This window comes from Mesorhizobium sp. U510 (assembly GCF_059180695.1).
In genome coordinates this window covers 6,270,776-6,293,977 of the sequence record NZ_CP180532.1, presented here as the reverse complement: position 1 = coordinate 6,293,977, position 23,202 = coordinate 6,270,776, and the positions used below count along the sequence as shown (strand labels likewise).

At 64.4% G+C, this 23,202-nt stretch carries 24 protein-coding genes; 15 read left to right on the top strand and 9 right to left on the bottom strand.

Translation table 11 applies throughout. From position 1 onward, the window contains the following. Positions 1–156: 156 nt before the first annotated feature. On the top strand, positions 157–1,335 hold the full coding sequence (locus ACLGL5_RS32545; protein WP_019860515.1) for an MFS transporter: 1,179 nt from the start codon (positions 157–159) through the stop codon (positions 1,333–1,335). 104 nt (positions 1,336–1,439) lie between these two features. On the opposite strand, the gene ACLGL5_RS32540 is transcribed toward ACLGL5_RS32545, so the two are convergent. Next, complete coding sequence (locus tag ACLGL5_RS32540) at positions 1,440–1,895, bottom strand: MarR family winged helix-turn-helix transcriptional regulator (RefSeq protein WP_019860514.1); 456 nt, start codon at positions 1,893–1,895, stop codon at positions 1,440–1,442. A 212-nt stretch (positions 1,896–2,107) separates the two neighbouring features. Between ACLGL5_RS32540 and ACLGL5_RS32535 the strand changes: the two genes are divergently transcribed. Continuing rightward, the gene (locus ACLGL5_RS32535; protein ID WP_069092938.1) at positions 2,108–2,902 is read left to right on the top strand and encodes an SDR family NAD(P)-dependent oxidoreductase; all 795 of its coding nucleotides are present in this window, start codon (positions 2,108–2,110) and stop codon (positions 2,900–2,902) included. 211 nt (positions 2,903–3,113) lie between these two features. Here ACLGL5_RS32535 and ACLGL5_RS32530 read toward each other — a convergent pair whose 3' ends face one another. Continuing rightward, positions 3,114–3,713, bottom strand: coding sequence for a LysE family translocator (locus ACLGL5_RS32530; RefSeq protein ID WP_069092937.1), 600 nt, complete (start codon positions 3,711–3,713; stop codon positions 3,114–3,116). Between the two features lie 95 nt (positions 3,714–3,808). Between ACLGL5_RS32530 and ACLGL5_RS32525 the strand changes: the two genes are divergently transcribed. Continuing rightward, a complete protein-coding gene (locus tag ACLGL5_RS32525) occupies positions 3,809–4,678 on the top strand; it encodes a LysR family transcriptional regulator (RefSeq protein WP_083246997.1) in 870 nt (289 codons plus the stop codon). 241 nt (positions 4,679–4,919) lie between these two features. On the opposite strand, the gene ACLGL5_RS32520 is transcribed toward ACLGL5_RS32525, so the two are convergent. The 3 genes from ACLGL5_RS32520 to ACLGL5_RS32510 all read right to left on the bottom strand — a co-directional run bounded on the left by ACLGL5_RS32520 (position 4,920) and on the right by ACLGL5_RS32510 (position 7,949). Then, positions 4,920–5,570, bottom strand: a complete 651-nt coding sequence (locus tag ACLGL5_RS32520) for a dihydrofolate reductase family protein (RefSeq protein WP_064980500.1) — start codon at positions 5,568–5,570, stop codon at positions 4,920–4,922. 117 nt (positions 5,571–5,687) lie between these two features. Then, positions 5,688–6,530: a protein-L-isoaspartate O-methyltransferase family protein gene (locus tag ACLGL5_RS32515; protein ID WP_019860508.1), complete on the bottom strand. Its 843-nt coding sequence runs from the start codon at positions 6,528–6,530 to the stop codon at positions 5,688–5,690. Between the two features lie 54 nt (positions 6,531–6,584). Then, positions 6,585–7,949: an Nramp family divalent metal transporter gene (locus ACLGL5_RS32510; RefSeq protein WP_019860507.1), complete on the bottom strand. Its 1,365-nt coding sequence runs from the start codon at positions 7,947–7,949 to the stop codon at positions 6,585–6,587. A 229-nt stretch (positions 7,950–8,178) separates the two neighbouring features. Here ACLGL5_RS32510 and mntR point away from each other — a divergent pair, with 229 nt between their 5' ends. Then, positions 8,179–8,631 carry a manganese-binding transcriptional regulator MntR gene (gene mntR, locus ACLGL5_RS32505; RefSeq protein WP_069092935.1) on the top strand — a complete coding sequence of 151 codons (453 nt, stop codon included), beginning with the start codon at positions 8,179–8,181 and terminating at the stop codon, positions 8,629–8,631. Between the two features lie 90 nt (positions 8,632–8,721). After that, on the top strand, positions 8,722–8,910 hold the full coding sequence (locus ACLGL5_RS32500) for a hypothetical protein (protein ID WP_019860505.1): 189 nt from the start codon (positions 8,722–8,724) through the stop codon (positions 8,908–8,910). Positions 8,911–9,042: 132 nt separating this feature from the next. On the opposite strand, the gene ACLGL5_RS32495 is transcribed toward ACLGL5_RS32500, so the two are convergent. Beyond that, positions 9,043–11,112 carry a hypothetical protein gene (locus tag ACLGL5_RS32495; protein WP_069092934.1) on the bottom strand — a complete coding sequence of 690 codons (2,070 nt, stop codon included), beginning with the start codon at positions 11,110–11,112 and terminating at the stop codon, positions 9,043–9,045. Positions 11,113–11,291: 179 nt separating this feature from the next. Here ACLGL5_RS32495 and ypfJ point away from each other — a divergent pair, with 179 nt between their 5' ends. The 3 genes from ypfJ to ACLGL5_RS32480 all read left to right on the top strand — a co-directional run bounded on the left by ypfJ (position 11,292) and on the right by ACLGL5_RS32480 (position 14,550). After that, positions 11,292–12,212 carry a KPN_02809 family neutral zinc metallopeptidase gene (gene ypfJ, locus ACLGL5_RS32490; RefSeq protein ID WP_069092933.1) on the top strand — a complete coding sequence of 307 codons (921 nt, stop codon included), beginning with the start codon at positions 11,292–11,294 and terminating at the stop codon, positions 12,210–12,212. A 155-nt stretch (positions 12,213–12,367) separates the two neighbouring features. Then, positions 12,368–13,633: a TCR/Tet family MFS transporter gene (locus tag ACLGL5_RS32485; protein ID WP_069092932.1), complete on the top strand. Its 1,266-nt coding sequence runs from the start codon at positions 12,368–12,370 to the stop codon at positions 13,631–13,633. Continuing rightward, positions 13,630–14,550 carry an aldo/keto reductase gene (locus ACLGL5_RS32480; protein WP_069092931.1) on the top strand — a complete coding sequence of 307 codons (921 nt, stop codon included), beginning with the start codon at positions 13,630–13,632 and terminating at the stop codon, positions 14,548–14,550. Before ACLGL5_RS32485 ends, ACLGL5_RS32480 begins: the two co-directional genes overlap by 4 nt. Positions 14,551–14,552: 2 nt before the next feature. Here ACLGL5_RS32480 and carA read toward each other — a convergent pair whose 3' ends face one another. Further along, a complete protein-coding gene (gene carA / locus ACLGL5_RS32475; protein ID WP_019860501.1) occupies positions 14,553–15,758 on the bottom strand; it encodes a glutamine-hydrolyzing carbamoyl-phosphate synthase small subunit in 1,206 nt (401 codons plus the stop codon). A gap of 271 nt (positions 15,759–16,029) precedes the next feature. On the opposite strand from carA, the gene ACLGL5_RS32470 reads away from it, so the two are divergent. The 6 genes from ACLGL5_RS32470 to ACLGL5_RS32445 all read left to right on the top strand — a co-directional run bounded on the left by ACLGL5_RS32470 (position 16,030) and on the right by ACLGL5_RS32445 (position 20,022). Next, entirely contained in the window at positions 16,030–16,479 is a 450-nt protein-coding gene (locus ACLGL5_RS32470; RefSeq protein ID WP_019860500.1) for a GatB/YqeY domain-containing protein, read from the top strand. Positions 16,480–16,510: 31 nt separating this feature from the next. Next, positions 16,511–17,344, top strand: coding sequence for a helix-turn-helix transcriptional regulator (locus ACLGL5_RS32465; RefSeq protein WP_069092930.1), 834 nt, complete (start codon positions 16,511–16,513; stop codon positions 17,342–17,344). Positions 17,345–17,437: 93 nt separating this feature from the next. Continuing rightward, positions 17,438–18,202, top strand: a complete 765-nt coding sequence (locus tag ACLGL5_RS32460) for an SDR family oxidoreductase (RefSeq protein WP_069092929.1) — start codon at positions 17,438–17,440, stop codon at positions 18,200–18,202. 177 nt (positions 18,203–18,379) lie between these two features. Then, positions 18,380–18,706: a PadR family transcriptional regulator gene (locus ACLGL5_RS32455; protein WP_027047270.1), complete on the top strand. Its 327-nt coding sequence runs from the start codon at positions 18,380–18,382 to the stop codon at positions 18,704–18,706. After that, positions 18,703–19,266, top strand: coding sequence for a DUF1700 domain-containing protein (locus ACLGL5_RS32450; protein WP_069092928.1), 564 nt, complete (start codon positions 18,703–18,705; stop codon positions 19,264–19,266). Before ACLGL5_RS32455 ends, ACLGL5_RS32450 begins: the two co-directional genes overlap by 4 nt. A gap of 48 nt (positions 19,267–19,314) precedes the next feature. Next, positions 19,315–20,022 carry a GIN domain-containing protein gene (locus tag ACLGL5_RS32445; protein ID WP_069092927.1) on the top strand — a complete coding sequence of 236 codons (708 nt, stop codon included), beginning with the start codon at positions 19,315–19,317 and terminating at the stop codon, positions 20,020–20,022. A gap of 83 nt (positions 20,023–20,105) precedes the next feature. On the opposite strand, the gene ACLGL5_RS32440 is transcribed toward ACLGL5_RS32445, so the two are convergent. Then, positions 20,106–21,029 (bottom strand): LysR family transcriptional regulator, encoded by a 924-nt coding sequence (locus ACLGL5_RS32440; protein WP_069092926.1) that lies wholly within the window; start codon positions 21,027–21,029, stop codon positions 20,106–20,108. A 101-nt stretch (positions 21,030–21,130) separates the two neighbouring features. On the opposite strand from ACLGL5_RS32440, the gene ACLGL5_RS32435 reads away from it, so the two are divergent. Continuing rightward, the gene (locus ACLGL5_RS32435; RefSeq protein WP_069092925.1) at positions 21,131–21,922 is read left to right on the top strand and encodes an alpha/beta fold hydrolase; all 792 of its coding nucleotides are present in this window, start codon (positions 21,131–21,133) and stop codon (positions 21,920–21,922) included. A 40-nt stretch (positions 21,923–21,962) separates the two neighbouring features. Here ACLGL5_RS32435 and ACLGL5_RS32430 read toward each other — a convergent pair whose 3' ends face one another. Continuing rightward, on the bottom strand, positions 21,963–22,961 hold the full coding sequence (locus ACLGL5_RS32430) for a hypothetical protein (RefSeq protein ID WP_069092924.1): 999 nt from the start codon (positions 22,959–22,961) through the stop codon (positions 21,963–21,965). Positions 22,962–23,202 lie beyond the last annotated feature (241 nt).

The following is a 23,202-nucleotide window of genomic DNA, read 5'->3' as shown; positions in this document are numbered from 1 at the left end:
TGGCCCGTACACACTGTTTCTCCATTTCGATCCGTGCCGAACGACCGTGCTGACACAGGGCTGTCAGGATGGTTCAGCTATTTTGCCCTGGCTTCATTGACATCATGCCCTGCTATGTCCAATTGTTCAATAACTTTTGAACTAAGGACACATGCCATGGACAAGCGGATCTTCTGGCTTGCGCTCGGATCGTTTGCGATCTCGACCGAAGGCTTCGTCATCTCCAGCCTTCTGCCCGACATCGCCAGGGATGCCGGCATTTCCATTCCACTCGCCGGCACGCTGATCACCGCCTTCGCGCTCGCCTACGCCATCGGCACGCCGATCCTGGCGACGCTGACCGGCGAATGGGACCGGCGCCGCGTCATCCTGTGGACGCTGGTGTTCTTCGTCATCGGCAACATCGCCGCCGCCCTGAGTTCCTCCTTCGAAGTGCTTCTGATCGCGCGCATCATCATGGCGCTGTCGTCGGGGCTGTTCGCCGCGACCGCGCAGGGCACTGCGGTGGCGCTGGTCGATGACCATCACCGGGCACGCGCCATCGCCGTCGTCGTCGGCGGCACCACGGTGGCCGTCGCCGTCGGGGCGCCGCTCGGCGCGCTGGTCGCGACGATCGCCGGTTGGCGCGGCACCTTCTATGCCATTGCCGGGCTCGGCGCGCTCGCCGGCGCCATCCTGTGGTACCGGCTGCCGCGCGGCATCGTCGGCACAAGGCTGCCGCTGAAGCGCCGGCTGGCGGCCGCCATGCGGCCCGGCGTGATGCCGATCCTGGTGACGACATTGCTGGCGCTGACCGGCGCGTTCACCGTCTTTGCCTATGTCGCGCCGCTCGCCATCGAGGGCGCCGGGCTCAGCCAGATCGCGCTGCCCGGCATGCTGCTCGCCTTCGGCGTCGGCGCCGTCATCGGCAACATTGCCGGCGGCCAGGCGGCCGACCGCTTCGGCGCCACCCGCACCGTCGGCTGGTCGCTGACGCTGAGCGCCGCCATGCTGGTAATGCTGTCGGTCGTGCCGGCCTTCCTGCCGCAGCACATTGCCGGTCCGGCACTGATGGCGATGATGGTGCCGTGGGGCATCGTCGGTTGGGCGTTCCCGCCGGCGCAGGCCAGCCGCATCATCAAGCTGGCGCCCGATGCCGCGCCGATCGTGCTGTCGCTCAACGGTTCGGCGCTCTATCTCGGCGTGGCGCTGGGCGCGGTGGTGGGCGGTGGCGTGCTGCGCTACGGCTCGCCGGTCGATCTCGGCCTGGTTGCCGCGGCCTTCCCGATCGTCGGGCTGGGTATCGTGCTGGCCGGCCGCTGGGCGGCACGGCCGGTCGCGATGCCGGCCGAATAGTCTCTTCGAAAGCCGTCGGCGGCCAATCCATTTTGACGCAATTCCCAAGGGAAAGCGCTACGCGCTTTCCCGGGAAAACCGTTTCACACTTTTCCTGGAATTGCTTAGGTAGCCGGCGGCAAATCAAAATCCAGCGCGCTGATGTCATCCAGCACCGCGCGCAGGCGTTCCGCCTTTTCCTTGCCCACCACATCCTCGAAGCGCTGCTGGGCGGCTTGCCACAGCTTCATCGCCTCATCGAGCTTGGTCCGCCCTTGCTGGGTCAGCCGCACCCGCTTGATGCGGCGGTCGTCCGGATCGGCGAAGGTCTCGACAAAACCGTCGCGGATCAGCGGCTTCAGCGTGTGGCCGAGCGCCGAAAGGTCCATGACCAGGGCAGCGGCAATGGCGCCCATGGCCGGTTCGTCGCCGATGTGTATCTGGTAGAGCAGGCCCTGCTGCGTGGCCTTGAGGCCGGACGGGGCCTGCACGTCATCATAGAACTGGCCGAGCTTGCGCGTCGCGCGCCGCAGCATGGCGTAGTTGCAGGCTGTCAGCCCGGGCAGGGTGTCTTTCGGCATGGTGGTTCCTCGGCGCCGGAGAAAATCCTGTCCGGTCGCTGCCCGACAAATAATCCCGAACGCACTCATTGACAAGATAGTGGCATATGCCTATTTCGTCGAAAGTGGTATATGCCACTAAATCAATCAGGCGGCATGTCGGCGCGCCGAGGCGAATGGCCTGCGGTGCCGGCGGCCAGGTCGAAGCGAACAGAGATAGAAGGAACAGGACAATGAGTGGACAGGCAAACAAGGGCACGGCGGTCGTCACAGGCGCCTCATCGGGCATCGGCGCGGTCTATGCAGACCGGCTGGCCGGGCAGGGCTATGATCTCGTGCTGGTGGCGCGGCGCGCCGACCGGCTCGAGGAACTGGCCGAGAAGCTGCGCTACGCCTACGATCGCAAGGTCAGCTTCATCGCAGCTGATCTGTCCGACGACGACGATGTGCGCCGTGTCGAGCGGATGATATCTGCCGATGACAGCGTGACGCTGCTGGTCAACAATGCCGGCCTTGGCGGCCAGCAGGTGGTGGCAACGGCCGACGCCGACGCGGCCGAACGCATGATCAAGGTCAATGTCATTGCCTTGACCCGCCTGACCCGTGCCGTGCTGCCGGGGCTTCTCGCGCGCAACCGCGGCGCCATCGTCAACATCGCCTCGGTGCTCGCCTATGAAACGTCGTTCGGCGGCATCTACAGCGGCACCAAGGCCTATGTCGTCAACTTCACCGAAGCGCTGCAGCGCGAGGTCGCGGGCACGGGTGTGACGGTGCAGGTGGTGCTGCCGGGGGCGACCCGGACCGATTTCTGGGAACTGGCCGGCAGCGATATCGACCAGCTTCCCAAGGAAATCGTCATGTCCGCCGACGATATGGTCGATGCCGCGCTTGTCGGCCTGGCCAGGGGCGAAGCCGTGACCGTACCGGCACTTGCCGATGCCGCCAAACTGGACACGTTCCTCGGCGCCCGCCAAGCCTTCTACGGCAGCCTGCACGCCGACAAGCCGGCGGCGCGCTACGCGGCTTGAGGGCTATCCATGCTTGGGTTCCTCGCCCCCACGAATGTGGGGGAGAGGTGGCTCGGCGAAGCCGAGACGGAGAGGGGGATTGGCGCAATCCTGTCCGTGAATTGGCTTCAAGAAGCCCCTTCCAGCCGCTGGCGCCGCCTCTCCGACCGCTTCGCGGCCTTTCCCCCGCTCTAGCGGGGGCGAGGAACCCAGGTCCTGCTAGGACGGTGTTCTAAGCCGGCCCCCACATCGGGATGATAGACGCGGCCAGCACCAGCGCCAGCACGATGTTGAGGGCGCGCCATTGCCATTCGGTCTTCAGCAGCCGGGCCAGCACCATGCCGGCCATGCACCAGACGGACAGAGAGATGGCGGCGGTGAGGCCGAAGGTCGAGCCGAGCAGCAGAGCGAGTTGTCCCGGCCCATCGGCCAGTGCGGCGAACGACGCCGCCGCGCCCAGCCCCATCGCCCAACCCTTGGGGTTCATCCACTGGATGCCGGCGCCGCCGAGAAAGCTGTTCGGTTTGGCCATCGTCACGTCGAGATTGGGTGGCCCGGCACGGCCGATCTTTACGGCCAGCCACAGGAGATAGAGCGAGCCAATCACCTTCATCGCCAGTTGCAGGGACGGCACCGCAAGCAGCAGGCCCGCAAGCCCGGCCGCGGCGGCAGCCGTCACCGTAGCGAGGCCGGCGGCGCTGCCGATCATCAGCGGAACCGAACGGCGAAAACCGAACTGCGCGCCCGAGGCGGTCGACAAGGTCGTGGCGATGCCGGGCGTGGCGGTGGCCACGAAGGCAAACAGGATGAGCGGCAGGATAGGCTGGAGCATGGGGCGTCCTTTGTCGTAGCTCCCATGGTAGGCCCGTTCTGGCATCAGTAAATGCAATGTTTGCGATATTCGGCATTAGCATCTATAATGCTAAGATGATCCGCAACCTCGATACGGCGCTGCTGCGCACCTTCGTCACCGTCGCCGACAAGGCCAGCATGACGGCTGCCGCCAACGCCCTGCATCTGACGCAAGGCGCCGTCAGCCAGCAGGTCAAAAGGCTGGAGGGGACGCTCGGCTGCAGCCTGTTCGAGCGTGACCGGCGCGGCCTGCGCCTGACGCGGTCTGGCGAGCGGCTGTTCGACAAGGCCAAGCGCCTGCTCAGCCTGAATGACGAGATCTGGGCCGAGATGGCGGGCTCGGCCGTGGCCGGCCAGGTGCGGCTCGGCGTGCCGTACGATCTGGTCGGCACCTTGCTGGCGCCGGTGCTGAAGACCTATGCGGAAACCTATCCACAGGTCGAGATCTCGCTGGTCTGCGCGTCATCGCCGGAATTGGCGTCAGCGCTTGCGGCCGGAACCATCGACCTTGCGGTGATCGAGGAGCGGGTCGGCCCGACATCGGGCGAATGCCTGGCCATCGACCGGCTGGTCTGGGTCGGCGCCCGAGGCGGCACTGCCCGCGCCAAGCGGCCGCTGCCGGTGTCGATCGTCGCCGACACCTGCGCCTTTCGCCCTGTCGTGCTTGCGGCGCTCAACGAGCATGGGCTGGAGTGGCGCACCGTGTTCGAGAACGGCAACATCGACGCCACGACGGCGACCGTGCGCTCCGACCTCGCCGTCACCACCTGGCTGGCCTCCACCGTGCCGGCCGATCTCGACATCTTGCCGTTCGATGTCGGGCTGCCGCCACTGCCGAATTTTGCCATCAATCTGCATCTGCCGCGGCACGGCGTCGGCCCGGCCGCGCAGGAATTCGCGCGGCATATCAGGGATGGGCTGGCGCGGCGACCGGCGGCGGCTTGAGACCGTGCGGAACTTGGGTTCCTCTCCCCCGTCGATCGGGGGAGAGGTGTCGAGCGAAGCTCGACGGAGTTGGGGGTCGATCTTTTTCCGCTTGATTACCGCAGGCCTCCAGTCTTCTTGGCCGCCTGTTCTGCCTGTCTTACGGCGGTACGTTTGGCGGATGGCTTCCCCCACTCCGTCGCTGCTTGGCACCTTTCCTCTCCCCCCTCCGGAGAGAGAGGAAAGGTGCCAAGGCCGTCCGCTACTTCCAGTTCCTGCGCCGCTCGAGTTCGGCGTCGGACGGCTCGCCCGTGACAAAGGAGCCGACCTCGATTTCGCCAGATCGTTCGTAGGTTGCGATGATGATGCCGGTGCTGGACGTCTGCGACTTCACGAGCTTGAATGCGGCCGGCATCGCGTCATCGCCGAACAGCCGCTTGCCCTTGCCCAGCAACAGCGGGAAGATCATCAGCCGGATCTCGTCGATCAGCCCGTTGGCGAGCAAGGTCTGGATCAGGTTGGCCGATCCCTGGATGAGCAGGTCGGGTCCATCCTGCTGCTTGAGGCGGCGCAACGCCGCGACGATATCTTCCCCAAGCCATTGCGTGTTCTGCCAGGTGAGCGTGTCAGGCCGATGCGTGGCCACATATTTGGTCGCGGGGTTGAAGGCATCGGCGATAGGATCCTTCTGGTACGGCCAATAGGCGTTGAAGATGTCGTAGGTTCTGCGGCCGAGCAGCAGGGCGAAAGGTTTGGAGAAGAGTTCGTCCATTGCCGCGCCGCCCACCTCGTCAAAGTAATGGAAGGTCCAGCCGCCGAACTTGAAGCCGCCGACCGGATCCTCTTCCGGTCCGCCGGGGGCCTGCATAACACCGTCGAGGCTGACGAAGGTGGCGGCGATGATCTTTCTCATGGGTCTCTCCCTTGTTCCATCCACGCCGTCGCGGGCGGATTGTGGCCCAAGGACGGCTGGCCCGCACCCACCCCGACAGGGCCTGAGAAATTTTGGCCAAATCCGCGCATCGATGCCTCAGCTGCCGGGTTTGGCACGGACGTCTTTCGTCGAGAACCAGACGTCGCCGAAGATCGCCGTGGCGGTGCGATCCGGCGCCTTGTGCTGCGTAAGCCAGATCGAGCGGCTGCGCATGGCCTGCTCGCGTGTCGGGATCTTTGCCGCAAGATCCGCAACCGAGGCACCGATGCAGGGGATGAACCAGGAGCGCATGAAGGGATCACAGGCAAAGCCCTTCTCGGTGCGGGTCACCATCACCGCCAGCGGGACGCGTTCGGACGGGCGCCAGGGGAAGATCATGCGACCGCCGGGGCGCAGCGCCTTCAGCCATCCGACCGGCGGGGCGACGACGCCGGCGTTGACATAGATGATGTCGGATGGCGGCAAGGGCGTGGTCACGGCGTCGCCATGGACCACCGTCGCATTGCCGTAGATTTCGAGATTCTTGCGCGCCAGCTCGGCCAGCCTGCCGTCGAGCTCGAAGGCGGTGACGGTGCCGCGAGGTGAAACCAGCCTGGCCAGCACGGCGGAGTAGTAGCCGGTGCCAGCGCCGATATGCGTGACGGCCTCGCCGGGTTTCGGCGCCAGTTTCCCGATCCACATGGCGTGCAGGAACGGCTCGCCATTGTTGATGCCCTTGTCGGCATCGAGCGCCACGAGCACGTTCTGGTAGATATGCGCCGGGTCGGCGCTCGGCGTGGTGACCTTGCCGCTCCCGGCGACGATCGTCCATGGTCCCGGGCCAAGAAAGGCTTCGCGCGGAACAGTGGCGAAGACCTCCTCCAGGCGTGGATCCGATGAGGCGGCATTGGCCGCCATCAGCCGGGCGTAGAATTTCCTGATGTCTTCAATGCTGCTCATGACGCCAGCAAAGATAGCGCGATTTGGCGGTTTGTCGCGCTGTCTGGCGGAATTCTAGCTGACCCCGAACAGCGTGTCGTAGAGCAGCTTGAAGTTGAGCACGAGGATGATCGCCGCGACCACCCAGGCGAGTGCGGCCACGCCGCGCGGAATGGCGAGGTTGCCCATCTTCTTCTTGTCGGAGACGAACTGCACCAGCGGCACCACCGCGAAGGGCAATTGCATCGACAGGATCACCTGGCTGAACACCAGCAGCTGGCCGGTACCCTTCTCGCCATAGAGCGCGGTCACAACCACCACGGGAATGATGGCGAGGCCGCGCGTCAGAAGCCGGCGCGCCCAGTTGGGGATGCGCAGGCGCAGGAACCCTTCCATGACGATCTGGCCGGCAAGCGTCGCCGTCACTGTCGAATTCAGGCCGGAAGCGAGCAGCGCCACGGCAAACAGGATCGAGGCAATGCTGAGGCCGAGCAGCGGTGACAGCAGCTCGAAGGCCTGGTCGATCTCGGCCACATCCTGGTGGCCGGTGTTGTGGAAGGCGACAGCCGAGACGATCAGGATAGCGGCGTTGACGAACAGAGCCAGCATCAGGGCGATGGTGGAGTCCGTCGTCGCCCATTTGATGGCGTCGCGCTTGCCCTTTTCGGTGCGCTCATAGGCGCGGGTCTGCACGATCGAGGAGTGCAGATAGAGATTGTGCGGCATGACCGTGGCGCCGATGATGCCGATGGCGATGTAGAGCATCGCCGGATTGGTGACGATCTCCGAGGACGGCACGAACATCGAGTGCAGGATCGTGCCGGCCGGCGGCGCGGCAACGAAGATCTGGATGGCAAAGCAGCTGAAGATGATGATCAAAAGCGCGATGACGAAGGCTTCGAGATAGCGGAACCCCTTGTTCATCAACATGAGCACCAGGAACGCGTCGAGCGCGGTGAGGATCGCGCCGCCGATCAGCGGAATGCCGAACAGAAGCTTCAATGCGATCGCGGTGCCGATGACTTCGGCGAGGTCGCAGGCGATGATGGCGAGTTCGCAGGCGATCCACAGCACGAAATTGACCGGGCGCGGATAATAGGCGCGGCAGGCCTGGGCGAGGTCGCGGCCGGTGGCGATGCCAAGCCGGGCGGCCAGCGCCTGCAGCAGGATCGCCATCAGGTTGGACAGCATGATGATGAACAGCAGCGTGTAGCCGAACTGGGCGCCGCCGGCGAGGTCGGTCGCCCAGTTGCCCGGGTCCATATAGCCGACCGAAACCATGTAGCCCGGGCCCATGAAGGCGAACAGCCGGCGGAACCAGACGCCCGAGCTCGGCACGGCGATGGTGGAATTGACTTCGCGCAGGCTGGGCTGATCGTCCTCGTCCCGTCCGGCGAACCGCCATGAGGATCGAGGGGCTGTGGCTTCTGCGTCTGACATGAAAAGGCTTTCTGAGACTTCCGCGGATATCCATAAGCTATGCCATGGCTCAACATTATGCAATATGCTATATTTCATTGTTTGTGCTTTTTGCCGGACGTTCGGCCGGGTTTGCGAAACCGCAATCGGAAACGCCGGTTGCGCCTGTGGGGGAATGCAAATAAACGGCCTGAAGAATCAGAGCCCGTGCTATAAAGCAGGAACGGCTAAACTCCCGAGGAGGAGCGCATTGGCGCTGAAGAACAGACCTGTCCCGCGTGAGCCATTGCCCGACGCCGATGTCCATTCGGAAGGGTTCCGGCAGCAGCGCCAAGCGCGCCGCAGCGCGCTGGTCGAAGATTATGTCGAGCTGATCGCCGATTTGATCGAGGACGGCAACGAGGCACGCCAGGTCGACATCGCAGCGCGTCTCGGCGTCGCGCAGCCGACGGTGGCCAAGATGCTGACGCGCCTTTGCGCCGACGGGCTGGTGTCGAGAAAACCCTATCGCGGCGTGTTCCTGACCGAGGCCGGCCGCAAGGTCGCGGAGGCAAGCCGCATCCGTCACCAGACGGTGGAGGCTTTCCTGCGCTCGCTCGGCGTCAGCGCCGAGACCGCGCGCATCGATGCCGAGGGCATCGAGCACCATGTCAGTGCCGAGACGCTGGAAGCGTTCCGCAAGGCGATGACGGCGCTGCGCTGAGGCGCCCGATCGTTCCTGGGAAGATGGAACCGCAGCCCCTTGCGCACGTTGCTCCTGACATAGCGCGATATCGCACCAAGGGAGGAAGAAATGGGCGTCGAACAAGCACCAACCGCTAAGGGCAAGCAGGCCGCCAAGGGATTGAAGCAGGCCGCGGCGAAGGACGAGCGCAAGACCGAAGCCGAGACCGGCCATCCCCTGAAGAAGGGTGCGGCGCGTTTCGAGGAGCGCTCGAAAAGCTCCGATGGCAAGAGCGCAGGCGCCAAGCAGAAAAGCTGAGGCCGCGCCGACGTCGGCGGCAGGCGGAAGCCGTCTGTTCAGCTGCCGGTTGCCCTCCGCTATGGCTCCGGATGCTCTAGCCCTTTGAAAGGTCCAGTGGACCTTTCAATTTGCCTGCGGCAAACCGTTCCCTCACTCGCGGACATCCTGCACCCAGCTTCTAGGGTGGCCGTCGACGCGGAACTGGAAGATGAAATAGGGCGGGATGCAGGTGCCTTCGCCAGGCTTGGCCTGGGGTAAATCGTCATAGCCGGCGGTGCAGATATAGTCCTCGCGGCAGGGATGCGCCTTGTCGCAGGCGCGCAGGCCGGCGGTCTTGGTGAATTCCCTGGTGCAGAATTTGTGGTCCTTGCCCGAGGCGATGCAGTCGTTGAAGCCGGTCTTGGCCAGACGGCCGCAGGTCGCCTCGTCGGGAAGCTTGTCGCAGCTCGCCTTGCGCAGCATGCCGCCGGGAAAGCCGCCGGTCTTCTGATCAGGATTGTCGTAGCGCTGGCGCGCCGCGCCATAGCCGGCGAGTTTGACCAGTGGTTTCTTGTCCCGCGCGGGATCGATGGCGCAGGCCTTGGCGGTGGCCGGCGACAGGCGGCAATACTGGTCGTTGCCCCATGACGACATTTTGATCTCGCCGAATTCGACGGGATCGCCGACCGCGGTGCCCTTCTCGCTGACGCAGGTGCCGAAGCCCGGATGGATGGCGCTTTCGTGGACGCCGGCGCAACGCAGGCCGGCACCGCAGGTCCAGTCCTTGAAGCTTGCGTCGTCACCGCGATAGCAGATCGAGCCCCAGCCATTGTAGAGATCCGTGCCGTTCAGCGCTTCAGCATATTTCTGGTCCGGGCGGGCGGCGAAACCTCTGGTGAAATCGGGATGGCCGCCGGCGGCGAATTGTTCGACGATGGCGCGGCGGCGCGGCAGGTCGGCGAAGAACACAGCCGAGCCCGGCACGAAGACGGCGTTGCGGCGCGGTTCGCTGGCCGGGTCGGCGCCGGTGTAGTGGAAGCCGGCAATGCCATGCGTCTGATGGCAGCCGGTGCAGCTCATTTCGTTCAGCCGCAAATTGAAGCCGGCGACCGACTTGATGGTGGCCAGGGTATTGCCCTTGGCGACATAGTCCTTCAGCGCCTTGTCGATGTCGGCGTCGTCGAGCAGCCCATAGGCGATGTTGTTCTGCGAGCGGCTCAGGCCGCCGGGCGCGACGGAAACGGCGTTCTTGGCCAGGAATTTTTCGTCAATGACGAGCCGGCCATGGTCGAGATCGTAGATGTTGCGGTCGGTGAGCAGCCATTTGGCGAAGGACTTGCCGTCGGCCAGCACCGTGGCGCGGTCGATCTGGTTCTCCATCTTCGCTTCGTAGAAGCTCGAGGTCGCCGGATCCCATTTGAAGATCTTCAGGAGATATTCGGCATGGCCGCCGAAATCGCGCCGTGTCGAAGCCGACAGCCGCAGCACCTGCATGTTGAGTTCGAGCCGCATGATCTGCGAGGAATTGAGCATGGCGCCGGACAGCGGGCCTTCGTCGGAGCGCAGCCAGGCGGCCAGTTGCTCGGGCGGCAGGTCCTTCTGGCCGGCGGCGAGCCAGCGTTGGGCGACGTCGGCGCAGGATACGTCGGTGGCACTTGGCAGATCCTTCGAGGCACGCGCCTGCACACGCCTCGGCTTGGCGTTGAAGACCAGGCTCATGGTCAGCGGCAGGCGCGAGGAGATGCGCTGCGCCACCTTGCCCTTGGCCGGCTTTTCGGTGACCGAATAGTGGAAGCGGTAGATCAGCCTGATCTCGCCGCATTCGGTGTGGCCGAGATAGCCGCGATCCATGCGGTTGACGACGCCGGTCAGGTCCAGCGTCGAGCCGTCATCGTCGATGTATTTCGGATTGAATTTCTGGCTGGCGTCGTTCGATTTGGCCATGGCGGCGACATAGGGGTCGGGGCTGGTCTTCGGCTCGTCCGATATCTCCTGCTTGACCGTGTCGCGCACCGTGGCCAGCGCCGGCACGGAAAACAGGCCGCGATTGTCGACATCGCGGGTGAGGCCGAGCGCGGGTCCGAGCAGGCGGCTGATCGACAGGCCGCCGCGCTCCAGCGCCTCCAAGGTGGCCGGATCGGTGACGGCGACGCTGGAATCAAGCGTCACAGCGCCGGCCGGCCCGAGGCCAAGGCCAAGCAGCGATGCAAGCAGCGACAGGAATTGGCCGATCGTCTTCAAGTCTCGCTCATCCCCCCATGTGGACGATGCTACAGACCTTAAGCGCGCGGGGCCAGAGCGATGTCCACGTGGTACCGGCATCGAAAACACTGTGACTTGGCGCAACCATTGGGATAATTGTTTGTTGGGTTGAGCCGGCCTTGCCGGAGCAACGAGGAAGTTCATCACGGGGAGTTGCCATGCTCTGGAGAGGCCGTCGTCAGAGTGACAATATCGAGGACGACCGCAGCGACAGCGGCGGTGGTGGGATCGGCGGCGGCGGCGGGTTCCAAATTCCTATCGGCGGCCGGACCGGTGGCGGCGGCAGCATCCTCCTCGTCATCCTGGTGGTGATCGCGGGATGGTATTTCGGCTTCGATCCCTCGGCGATCCTGGGCGGTGGCGATGGCGGCCTACTGCCGGGTGGCGGTGGCCAGATATCGGACAATAGCGGCGGCCAGGGCGGCGGCACGGCACCCGCCAATGACGAGATGAAGCAATTCGTCGCGACCGTACTGGCCGAAACCGAAGACACCTGGACTGGTATCTTCAAGTCGCAAGGCCTGACCTATGAGGACCCCAAGCTGGTGCTGTTTTCCGGCCAGGTTCGCTCGGCTTGCGGCTTTGCCTCTGCGGCGGCCGGGCCGTTCTATTGTCCGGGCGACCACAAGGTCTATCTCGACATGACCTTCTTCCAGCAACTCGACCAGCAATTTGGTGCCTCGGGCGAGTTCGCGCGGGCCTATGTCGTCGCGCATGAGGTCGGTCACCACGTGCAGAACCTCACCGGCATCATGTCCAAGTTCAACCAGATGCGGCAAGGCATGAGCGAGGCCGATGCCAACCAGCTTTCGGTGCGCATCGAACTGCAGGCCGACTGCTTCGCCGGCGTGTGGGCACATTACACGGCGCAGAAGGGCATATTGGAGCAGGGCGACATCGAAAGCGCGCTCAACGCCGCCAAGCAGATCGGCGACGACACGCTGCAGAAGAGGACGCAGGGCTATGTCGTGCCGGAAAGCTTCAACCATGGCACTTCGCAACAGCGGCAGACCTGGCTGGCGCGCGGCTACAAGAGCGGCAAGCTTTCGGACTGCAACACGCTGAGCGGCCCGATCTAAGCACTCGCCTCACGGGGCTGGCCTGACGACGAAGTCGTCGTCAGGGAGAGTCAGGATCAACGATTCCTGGCTGTTCTCGCATTGTTCCTTTTTGCGCGCTCGCCTATAAGGTTCGTCCGCCTGCGCCCCGGGCGACCAGAGGAGCCTGACCCATCATGATCGACCCCAAAACCGCCAGGCGGGGCCTCGCGCTGGTTTTCACCACGCTGCTGCTGGATATTATCGGCTTCGGCATCATCATGCCGGTGCTGCCGGCCTATTTGCAGGAATTGTCCGGTGTCAGCATCAGCGGCGCGGCGATCGAAGGCGGCTGGCTGTTCTTTGTCTATGCGGCCATGCAGTTCTTCTTCGCGCCAATCATGGGCGGGTTGAGCGACCGGTTCGGGCGGCGGCCGATCCTGCTTGCCTCGGTGCTGACCTTCTCCATCGACAATCTGATCTGTGCCGTCGCCTGGTCCTATCCGATGCTTTTCATCGGCCGTGTGCTGGCCGGCATTTCGGGCGCCAGCTATTCGACGACGTCGGCCTTCATCGCCGATATCTCGAACGATGAGAACCGGGCGAAGAATTTCGGCCTGCTCGGCATCGCCTTTGGCGTCGGCTTCGTCATCGGCCCGGTCCTGGGCGGGTTGCTCGGAACGTTCGGGCCGCGCGTGCCGTTCTATTTCGCCGCCGGGCTCGCTTTAGTGAACTTCCTGATCGCGATGGTCTTCCTTCCCGAAACGCTCGACGAGAAGCATCGCCGCCGCTTCGAGTGGAAACGCGCCAACCCGGTCGGCACGCTGCTGCAGATGCGTAGGTATGAGGGCATCGGCTGGATCGGCCTCGTCTTCTTCCTGATGACGCTCGGCCACATGATGTATCCGGCGGTCTGGTCGTTCGTTTCCAGCTATCGCTACGGCTGGAGTGAGCAGCAGATCGGTTTTTCGCTAGGCGCCTTCGGCCTGTGCGGCGCGATCGTCATGGCTACCGTGTTGCCGCGTGTGATCCCGAGGCTCGGCGAGTGGAAGACGGCGGTCATCGGCCTGACGTTCACGGCGGTGAGCGCCTTCGGCTATGCCTTCGCTTCGCAGGGATGGATGATCTATGCGGTTATCGTCGTCGGCTGCCTGGAGGCGCTGGCCGACCCGCCGCTGAGAAGCCTCGCCGCCGCCAAGGTTCCGCCTTCGGCACAAGGCGAGCTGCAGGGCGCGATGACCTCGCTCTTCTCGATCACCTCGATCATCACGCCGCTCCTCTACACGGCGATCTTTTCCTGGTTCACCGGGCCAAGCGCGCCCGTGACCTTCGGCGGCGCGCCCTATCTGGTCGGTGCGTGCTTCCTGGTGCTGGCGCTCATCGTCTTCGTCACCAAGGTGGCGAGACCGGTGACGGTCGCGAGCGCCACCACCGACGTCGCGGAAGATGGAGCACAGGCATGAGCCATGGCAGCCGCATCGCGCTGACCAGGGACGGGGTATCGCTGTCGCGGCTGGTCTTCGGCGCCTGGCGCCTGCTCGACGGCGGCGCCCGCCCGGATGCCGATCAGGTCGCGCGGCTGATCGGCACCGCCGTCGATCTCGGCCTGACCAGTTTCGACCATGCCGATATCTATGGGAACTACGAAGTGGAGGCGGCGTTCGGCGCCGGGCTGTCGCGCTGGAAGGGCAAGCGCGATCAGATCGAGCTGATCTCGAAATGCGACATCATGCTGGCCTCGGCCAACCGGCCGCAGAACCGGCTGAAGCATTATGACACCAGCGCCGCCCACATCACCGCGTCGGTCGACCGTTCGCTCGCCAATCTCGGCACCAACTATCTCGACCTGTTGCTGCTGCATCGGCCGGATCCGCTGATGGATGCCGATGAGACGGCGGCGGCATTGGCCGGGCTGGTCAAATCAGGCAAGGCGAGGGCGGTCGGCGTTTCCAATTTCACGCCGTCGCAATTCGATCTCCTGGCCTCGCGGCTGCCGTTCGCGCTCGTCACCAACCAGATCGAGATGTCGGTGCTGAAGACGTCCGCACTGGCCGACGGCAGCCTCGACCACGCGCAGCGCCTGGCCTACGCGCCGATGATCTGGTCGCCGCTCGGCGGCGGCTCGCTGTTCACCGGCAAGGAAGGCCGGGAGGCAAGGGTGCGGGCGGCGCTCGCGGCGGTCGCCGCCGAGGTCGGCGCCGGCGATCTAGCCGCCGTCGCCATCGCCTGGCTGCTGCGGCATCCGGCCCGGCTGGTGCCGGTGCTGGGGTCGATGAAGCCGGAACGGCTGGCGGCCATGGTCAAGGCGCTGGAGATCAATCTCGACCGCCAGCAATGGTTCGCCATATTGGAGGCGAGCGAGGGGCGGCCGGTGGCTTAGGATCAGGCCCGTTCGGCCAGCAATTCCTCGCCGCGCTTTTGCCGGATCAGGTTGACGAAGCGGCGGAACAGATAGTGCGAGTCCTGCGGGCCGGGCGAGGCTTCCGGATGATGCTGGACCGAGAACACCGGACGGCCGGTGAGTGCGATGCCGCAGTTCGAGCCGTCGAACAGCGAGACGTGGGTTTCCTCGACGCCCTCGGGCAGCGAGTCCGCGTCGACGGCAAAACCGTGGTTCATCGAGACGATCTCGACCTTGCCGGTGGTGTGGTCCTTGACCGGATGGTTGGCGCCGTGATGGCCCTGGTGCATCTTGGCGGTCCTGCCGCCGAGCGCCAGCGCCAGCATCTGGTGGCCGAGGCAGATGCCGAACACCGGAATGTCGGTCTTCAGCAGATCCTGGATGACCGGCACGGCATAGTCGCCGGTGGCTTCCGGATCGCCGGGGCCGTTGGAGAGGAAGATGCCGTCCGGCTGCATGGCGAGGATTTCTTCCGAACCGGTGTTTGCCGGAACGACAGTCACCTTGGCGCCGAGGCCGGCAAGCAGGCGCAAGATGTTGCGCTTGACGCCGTAGTCGATGGCCACGACGTGCAGCGACGGCTCAGCCTGCTCGCCAAAACCTTCGTTCCACACCCAAGGCGTCTCGCGCCAGACCGAGGACTGGCCCGAGGTGACTTCCTTGGCGAGGTCGAGGCCGATCAGGCCAGACCATGCGGCAGCGCGCTGCTTCAGATCGTCGAGGTCGAACACGCCGTCGGGCGCATGCGCGATGACGGCGTTGGGCATGCCCTTTTCGCGGATCAGCGCGGTGAGCGCGCGGGTGTCGATGCCCGAGAGCGCGACGATGCCGCGCTTCTTCAGCCACTGGTCGAGGTGGCCTGCGGCGCGGTAGTTGGACGGGTTGGTGACATCGGCCTTGAACACGGCCCCGACTGCGCCGGCGCGGGCGGCCGGGTTGAGGTCCTCGATGTCCTCGCCATTGGTGCCGATATTGCCGATATGCGGGAAGGTGAAGGTGACGATCTGGCCGGCATAGGACGGATCGGTGAGGATTTCCTGGTAGCCGGTGAGCGCGGTGTTGAAGCAGACTTCGGCGACGGCGGAGCCGGTGGCGCCCAGGCCGCGGCCCTCGATGACGGTGCCGTCGGCCAGCACCAGAAGGGCGGTCGGCTTTTCGGTGGCCCAGGCGGGCGTCATCTCGGCCATGGCGGCACTCCTATCTGGCTGTGCGCTTCGATGACGGACCATCCGCGCAGCAAACGGCGTGGCAGCGATTTCTCGAGCCTCAGCACGTCAATTCATTGTCTTATGCAAGGCCGAGTACATAGGGGAAGGTGCCAGAACGGTCAATAATGCAGCCAAGGCCCCGCATCGATTTATTTCGTCGAACAATATCAGTGGTTTGTCGGTCAGTTCAAGATTTGCCTTGTGCTCCCGGCGAGGTTATGGTCCGCGCCGTTTGTAGGAGAAGAGCACGATGCGCGGAAAGATCGCCGAATCCCTGAAGAGCGCGATGAAGGCGCAGGACAAGCACCGGCTGCCGACATTGCGGCTGATCCAGGCCGCCATCCACGACCGCGACATCGCCAATCGCGGTTCGGGCAAGGATCCCGCCAGCGATGAGGAGATCCTGCAGATCCTGGCCAAGATGGTGAAGCAGCGCGAGGAATCGGCGAAGGCATTCGAGGACGGCAAGCGCCCGGAACTGGCCGCACAGGAGCGTGGCGAGATGGAGATCATCCGCGGCTTCCTGCCGACGCAGCTTGACGATGCAGCGATCACGGCCGCGGCCCGAGAGGCGATCGCGGCGACGGGTGCCGCCAGCCAGAAAGACATGGGCAAGGTGATCGCCGCGCTGAAGCAGAAATATGCCGGCCAGATGGATTTCGGCAAGGCCAGCGGCATTGTCAAAGGGCTGCTGCAGTAGGGCGTCGCCGACACGATCCAACCGTCGAACCATGTTCAAAGAGGTCGACATCGCCCGCCTGAACTGGGACGGTGTGCGCATCGCGCATTGCCGGCTGCCGCCTTCGCAGGCGCATGAACTCGTTCCGGCTTCGGAGCCGGGCGCGATAGCGACAGGCTACAATGGCCAGCGCCAGGCGGTAGTCCAATTGGCCAACGGCAGGACCGTCGCCCGCACAATACCGCGCGGCACGATCGGGCTGACGGGCGCAGAGCCCATCTACTGGCTGCGAACGCAGCGGTCCGCGGAAATCCTGGAGATGAGCGCATCGCCGGAGTTGCGGTGCGAGATCGCGACGGCGTTGGGTGTCGGCAACCATGCCGATCTTGCCGACATGCACGGCTGGGCGGACCATCATGCATGGGCGATCCTCGACCGGTTTCGCGCCGCTGCACGAAATCGGCTGGCCTTGTCCGATGTCGTGCGCGATGGCCTTGTGCGGCAGCTTTATAACAGGGTCTACTGCGCGAAGTTTGGCGGTAGCGCCGACGCCTGGCGCGGATCGCCGCTGGACGGCCGCCGGCTCGGCCGCACGCTGGAATTCATCGAGGCGCATGTCGATGCGAGCTTGAGCATAGCAGCGCTCGCCGCCGTTGCCGCCTACAGCCCGTTTCACTTCGCGCGCTCGTTCAAGCTGACGACGGGATGGTCGCCGCACCAATATGTGATGGCCAGACGGCTCGAGCATGCACGGGCGCTGTTGTTGGAAGGGAACAGGTCGACGGTGGAGTCCATCGCCTACCGCTGCGGCTTCACCAATCTCAGCCATTTCCGAGGGCTGATGCGCTCGCGGTTGGGCGTCCTGCCCAGTGAGGTCGTGAGCTAGTTCAAAACAGCAAGATTCGACCTGTTCGCCGTCCGCCCGATCGCCCTACCGTGCCTTGCAATTCATTCTGGCAACGCGAACCGGGGTTGGCTCATGGCAACGACAAATGCTCCCCTTTCAGGCAAGGTGGCTGTTATCACCGGCAGCGCGCGCAATATGGGGCGCGCTTTCGCCGTTGCGCTGGCGCGGCTCGGTGCAGACATTTCAGTCCATCATCATGGGACCGCTTCAAAGAGCGATGCCGAGGAAACGGCACGGCTGGTGCGCGAACACGGCACGCGCACCATCATCGTCGACGGGGACCTGACCGACACCAAGGTCGTCAAGCACTTGTTCGAGGCGACCCTCGGCGCGTTTGGCCGCGTCGATATCGTCATCAACAATGCCGGGCTGGTGATCAAGAAGCCATTCACCGACATCAGCGAGGCCGAATTCGACCGCTCCTTCGGCATCAACGCCAAGGCCGCCTTCTTCGTCATGCAGGAGGCAGCACGCTGCATCGCCGATAATGGCCGCATCATCAACATGGGCACGACCATCCTGGGCGCGACCATTCCCTTCTATTCGGTCTATGCCGGGGCGAAGGCCGCGCTCGAAGATTTCACCCGTGCGCTGGCCAGGGAAATCGGCGGGCGGGGCGTCACCGTCAATGTGGTCGCGCCCGGGCCGATCAACGACCCCTTCTATCACGGTGCCGAAACGCCGGAGTCGGTTGCCCGGGCAACGACCGCCAGCGTTGCCGGCCGACTGGGGCATGTCGAAGACATTGTTCCGCTGATCGAGTTCCTGGCTTCGCCACAATCGCAATGGATCACAGCGCAGACCCTTTTCATCAATGGCGGTTACCTGGCCCGATAGGGTCAGCAGGCCGAAATGCGTACTGTCAGGCCGCGCCGGCGGCGATAGGGACTGTCCTTACCATGACTTTGGCTCTCGCCGCCTCACACAAGGGTTGCGGGGCCAAATAGGTGTTTTCACGCTACCTTGCATAAACAGGTAGCGTGCTATATACAGGTCGCGAATTCGAGGCCTGCCATGACCGACTCCATCCTCGTCCAGTTGCGAAAAGGCGCGCTTGATCTGTGCGTCCTGGCCGTGCTGTCGCGGGGTGAGAGCTATGGCTATGAAATCGCCAGCACGCTGGTTGCCGCGGTGAACATGGGGGAAGGCACGATCTATCCCCTGATGCGCCGGATGCAGAATGACGGGCTGGTCGCTACCCGCATCGTCGAGTCGAGCAGCGGGCCGCCGCGTAAATATTACCGGCTCACGCTACTCGGCCAGCAGGCTTTCGAAGCTCACCGCCGCGACTGGCGATCCTTCGCGGGGGCCGTCGACAAACTTCTCGAGGATTTGCCATGACCAGGGATGCCTTCTTGCGCACGCTGAGACAGGGACTCGCCGGCCTGCCGCCGCAGGAGATCGAGGATATCGTTGGGGACTATGCCGCCCATTTCGCCGATGCTTCGGGCCGCGGCGAAGCGGAGGTCGCGGCGGCCCTGGGTGATCCGACAAGGATCGCCCGCGAGCTGCGCGCCGAGGCCGGCCTGCGCCGTTTCGAAGCGCATTGGAGCGTGTCGAACATGCTGGCGGCGACAATCGCCCTGGCCGGCCTTGCCTTCGTCGACATCGTCTTCCTGTTGCCGTTGCTCATCACGGCGGTCGTGCTTGCGCTCGGGCTTGGTATCACGCTCGTTGCCATCGGCGTGCTCGGCATCAAGATCATTCTCACCACGCTGATGTTCGAGCCGGGCACTGCCTTCTCGCTCACACTGGGACGCCTCTTCATCGGCGCTGGACTGGTGAGCGGCTTCCTTGGCGGCGGCGCCTTGCTGCTGCTGGGCATGGGCGCGGGCATACGGGTTGTCGGGCGCTACGCCCGGCTGCATTCCCGCATTGTCCAGCCAGACCGCTCCGTTTGAGCGCCGCCAAGCGCTTGCAATTCGTCATCACGTTGAAGGAAACGGATCATGACTGGAAAACTGGCACTTGTCGCAACTGCCGGGTTGGTCGGCGCAGCCCTGTTCTTGGCCGTTGGCATCGGGCTTGCAGGACCGGATTGGGTCAACGCGGGAGGATCGTGGATCAGCGGCCAATCCACCTGCGGCGCGATCACGTCCGTCAGAAAGGAAGTTACGCTGCCGTTCAGCGCCAATGACAGCTTCACCATCGCTTTGCCGGCTTCGGTCCGCTACCAGCCGGGCGACAAGGCCGAAGCTGTCGTCAGCGGCGATTCCACGCTGATCGATCATGTGCGCATGGAGGGCAGCCAGCTCAGCCTGGATTGTGAGACGGGCTGGTTTTCGCCCCGGCTCGACGTCACCGTTTCGGGACCGGCGATTTCGGACTGGAGACTGGTCGGCAGTGGCGAGCTAACCCTGTCGCAGGTCAACCAGCCCGAGCTGCGGCTGAACATTCGCGGCAGCGGCAGCGTGGTCGCCACCGGAACCACCCAAACGGTCGATCTGGAGATCTCCGGTTCGGGCTCGGGGCGGCTCAAAGACCTGATCGCCCAATCCGCGCAGGTCGAGATCCGCGGCAGCGGCGACGCGGAGGTTACCGCACAGGCGGATGCGGATGTCTCGATTTCCGGCAGCGGTGACGTCGATCTCTATGGGCACCCGACCATGCGGCGGTCGCAGGTCAGAGGCAGCGGCAGCATCACGCAGGTGCCGTAGCCCGCGGCCTGCAATCCTCGAAAGGCTGGATCGTGACAGGCTTTAGGGCTTGCGGGCCCGGCCCGGGGAGCGCTCGGCATCTCTCAGGGGATTTTCCGAGGCTCCAATGCGCGGCGCAAGGCCGGCGCTTCCTGCTGGATGTGATCCCATAGCCGGTTGGCGACCGGCCCGTGCGGCCGGTCGCGGCGGCGTGCCACCACCAGTTCGTCGGTGCGGCCCGGCATATGGCGGCCGGCAATGGAGCGCAGGCGTCCGTCGTGTAATTCGTCCTCGATCAGGAAGCGGGGCAAGTGGCCCCAGCCAAGGCCCTGCAGGATAATCTCCTTCTTCATGCCCTGGTCAGGCACCAGGCATTGCGGCGCGCCTTCGACCATGAAGTAGTCCTGCCGTGGCGAATGGAGGGCGGTGTCGCGCATGACGCATTGGGTGAGCGCCCGCATCTGGTCCAGCGTGATCGGCTGCGTGAGGCGCTCGGGCAGGAAGCCCGGCGCCACCACCGGAATGAACGGCACCTTACACAGATCGATCCATTCCACCCGCGCGTCGCCCTTGTCGATCCAGTGCAGGATCAGATCGGCCTCGTCATCGAAAAGCCGCTCCCAAGGGCCGCCGACGGCTTCGAAATGCAGATGCAGCCGCGTGCCCGGGCATTGGGCGAAGAACCGTCCGAGCATGCCCAGCACCTGCGGCCGCGGGCAGAGGTCGCCGATCACGACATGGATCTCGCTTTCCTCGCCCATCGAGAGCTGGGCGGCATGGACGCGCAGGCCTTCCAGTTCGCGCAGCAGCGATTGCGCCCGGCGGTGGAACGACAGTCCCGCCTCGGTCGGGCGCACGCGATAGCCGGTGCGATCGAGCAGAACGAGGTCGAGCTGTCGTTCGAGCTTGGCGACGGCGGCGAACACCGCCGGGTGCGAGCGATGCAGCAGTGCCGCCGCAGGCTGAAAGCCGCCGGTGCGGATCACCGCATCGAAGCACTGCAAATCGTGCAAGGTGAATTCGGCCATGTCAGATTCAACTACAGAGCTTGTCCCATCTTTGTAATATCAACAAAAGCCCGCCACGACTACGTTCCGCCTCATTCAACGTTCCAGAAGGACTTTTCATCATGAGTGAGCTGAATTTCGTGACTGTCGGCGACGGCACGCGCATCGCCTATCGCTTCGATGGCGATGCCGCAAAGCCGGTGCTGGTGCTGTCGAACTCCATCGGCACCACGCTGCACATGTGGGACGGGCAGGCTGGCGAGTTGTCCAGGCATTTCCGTGTTCTGCGCTACGACTTTCGCGGCCATGGCGGCTCAAGCGCCCCGGTCGGTGCCTATTCGCTCGACCGACTTGGCCGCGATGTGATCGAGCTGCTCGATGCGCTCGGTCTTGGACGCGTGCATTTCCTCGGACTGTCGCTCGGCGGCTTCGTCGGGCAGTGGCTTGGCATCCATGCGCCGGAGCGGATCGACAGGCTGATCCTGAGCAACACCTCATCGCATCTGGCGCCGGCAAGCTATTTCGACGAGCGGATTGCCGTTGTCCGACAGGCGCCCGACATGGCTGAAACCGCCGAAATGTTCCTCAACAACTGGTTCCCCGCGCGGATGGTGGCGGCCAACGAACCGGTCATCGAGGAATTTCGCACGATGCTGCTCGCTATCGACCGGCAAGGCCTGGCTGGCCTGTTCGCCGCCGTTCGCGATGCCGACCTTCGCCGCACGGTGGCGCTGATCAACCGGCCGACGCTGGTGATCGCCGGCGAGCATGACACGGTGACGGCTGCCAGCCACAGCGAACTGATCGCAGCGGCCGTGCCCGGCGCGAAGCTGATTGTGCTGCCGGCGGTCCACCTGTCGAATGTGGAGTATCAGGCGGAGTTCATGGAGGCCGTGCTCGGTTTTCTGCGCTAGCCGAGAGTCTACTCCCGTGGGGTCTGCTGTGGAGCGGACCTCACGGCCCCTTGCACATCGGCACCGGCTGCGGTGGCGGTGCCGGGTGGTCCTGCTTGTATTGGGCGATGATCGGTTCGAGGGTTTTTCGCGGCCAGAATTTCGGCGTGCCGATTTCCTTCAGGCAGGATGCGTTCCAATAGGGTGCTTCGCCCGATGGCGAATGGCTTTTTGCCGCCTGCGCGACAGCGGCGATGTCACGCGATTCCGGATAGATGTAGAGCGTCGTCGGATTGTCCTTGACCATCGCGATGATCTGCTGCGCATCCGTCGGTGACCAGCTGGTGCAGCCATTGCTCCGGCCGCCGGCATAGTCCACCAGCTTGCCGAACGGCACCAGGCCGTCATGGTCGGCGTAGGAGCTGTTGGGGCTTTTGCGCATGCACATTCCGCGCAGCACCTGCGCCGCGTGGCCGCCGATCACCCGCTGCCTGGCATTGGCGGCTTCGCCTTCGCCGTCGAACTGGATGAAGGTGCGCTGGAAAGCCACGTCCTGTTTCGCGCCGGTACGATAAAAACCCTTGAAGGATGTCTTCGCCTCGCTGGTCATGTAGGCGCCGCCGGCGGTCAGTTCGGAATCCATGGCATTGCCGAAGTTCTTGGAGCACCGCCTACCGTTCGAAAAATCGACCGTGCCTTTCAGATTCCGGCCGCCGCCGTGACCTGACGAGATGGCGTGAAACGACTGGCTGGCCTCGCAAATGACGTAGTATCGGCGCCCGAGCACGCCATTGCCCATGTCGCCGGGACGCGTCGCATCCATGGCGAAGTAACAGGGGTTCCTGACCGCCCCTTGCGCCACCTTTTTCAGGTAGAGCGCGCGTGCCCGCTCCAGCACCACGGTCGAGATCTGGCCGTCATTGTCGCCGACATGGGCCTGCAGCCAGGCCGGGATGGCCGAGGGCGCGGCAATGGACCGGGCCGTCGCGGTCAGGGCAACGACGATGACGAGAAAGCTGAGGGTGACGACCACACCCAGAGGGAAAAATCTCAACCGCACCGGTTCAAGTCTCCTGCCGAGGCCATGCGAATCCCTGCGATGTCATATCCGCAATCCATCATAAAATGTCTCGCGGCAATCGGCGAAACACATCTTGTTTAGCGCGCCGCAAGTCCGCACGAAGAACCGGGGCCGGCGCGCACCGCCCATAGGCCGGGATGGTGGTCCAAGGCTTGCGGCTCCACCGACATGCGCGATTTTCGATCCGCAAGGGTTGAGCTATGATGTGATTCTGGCGTGG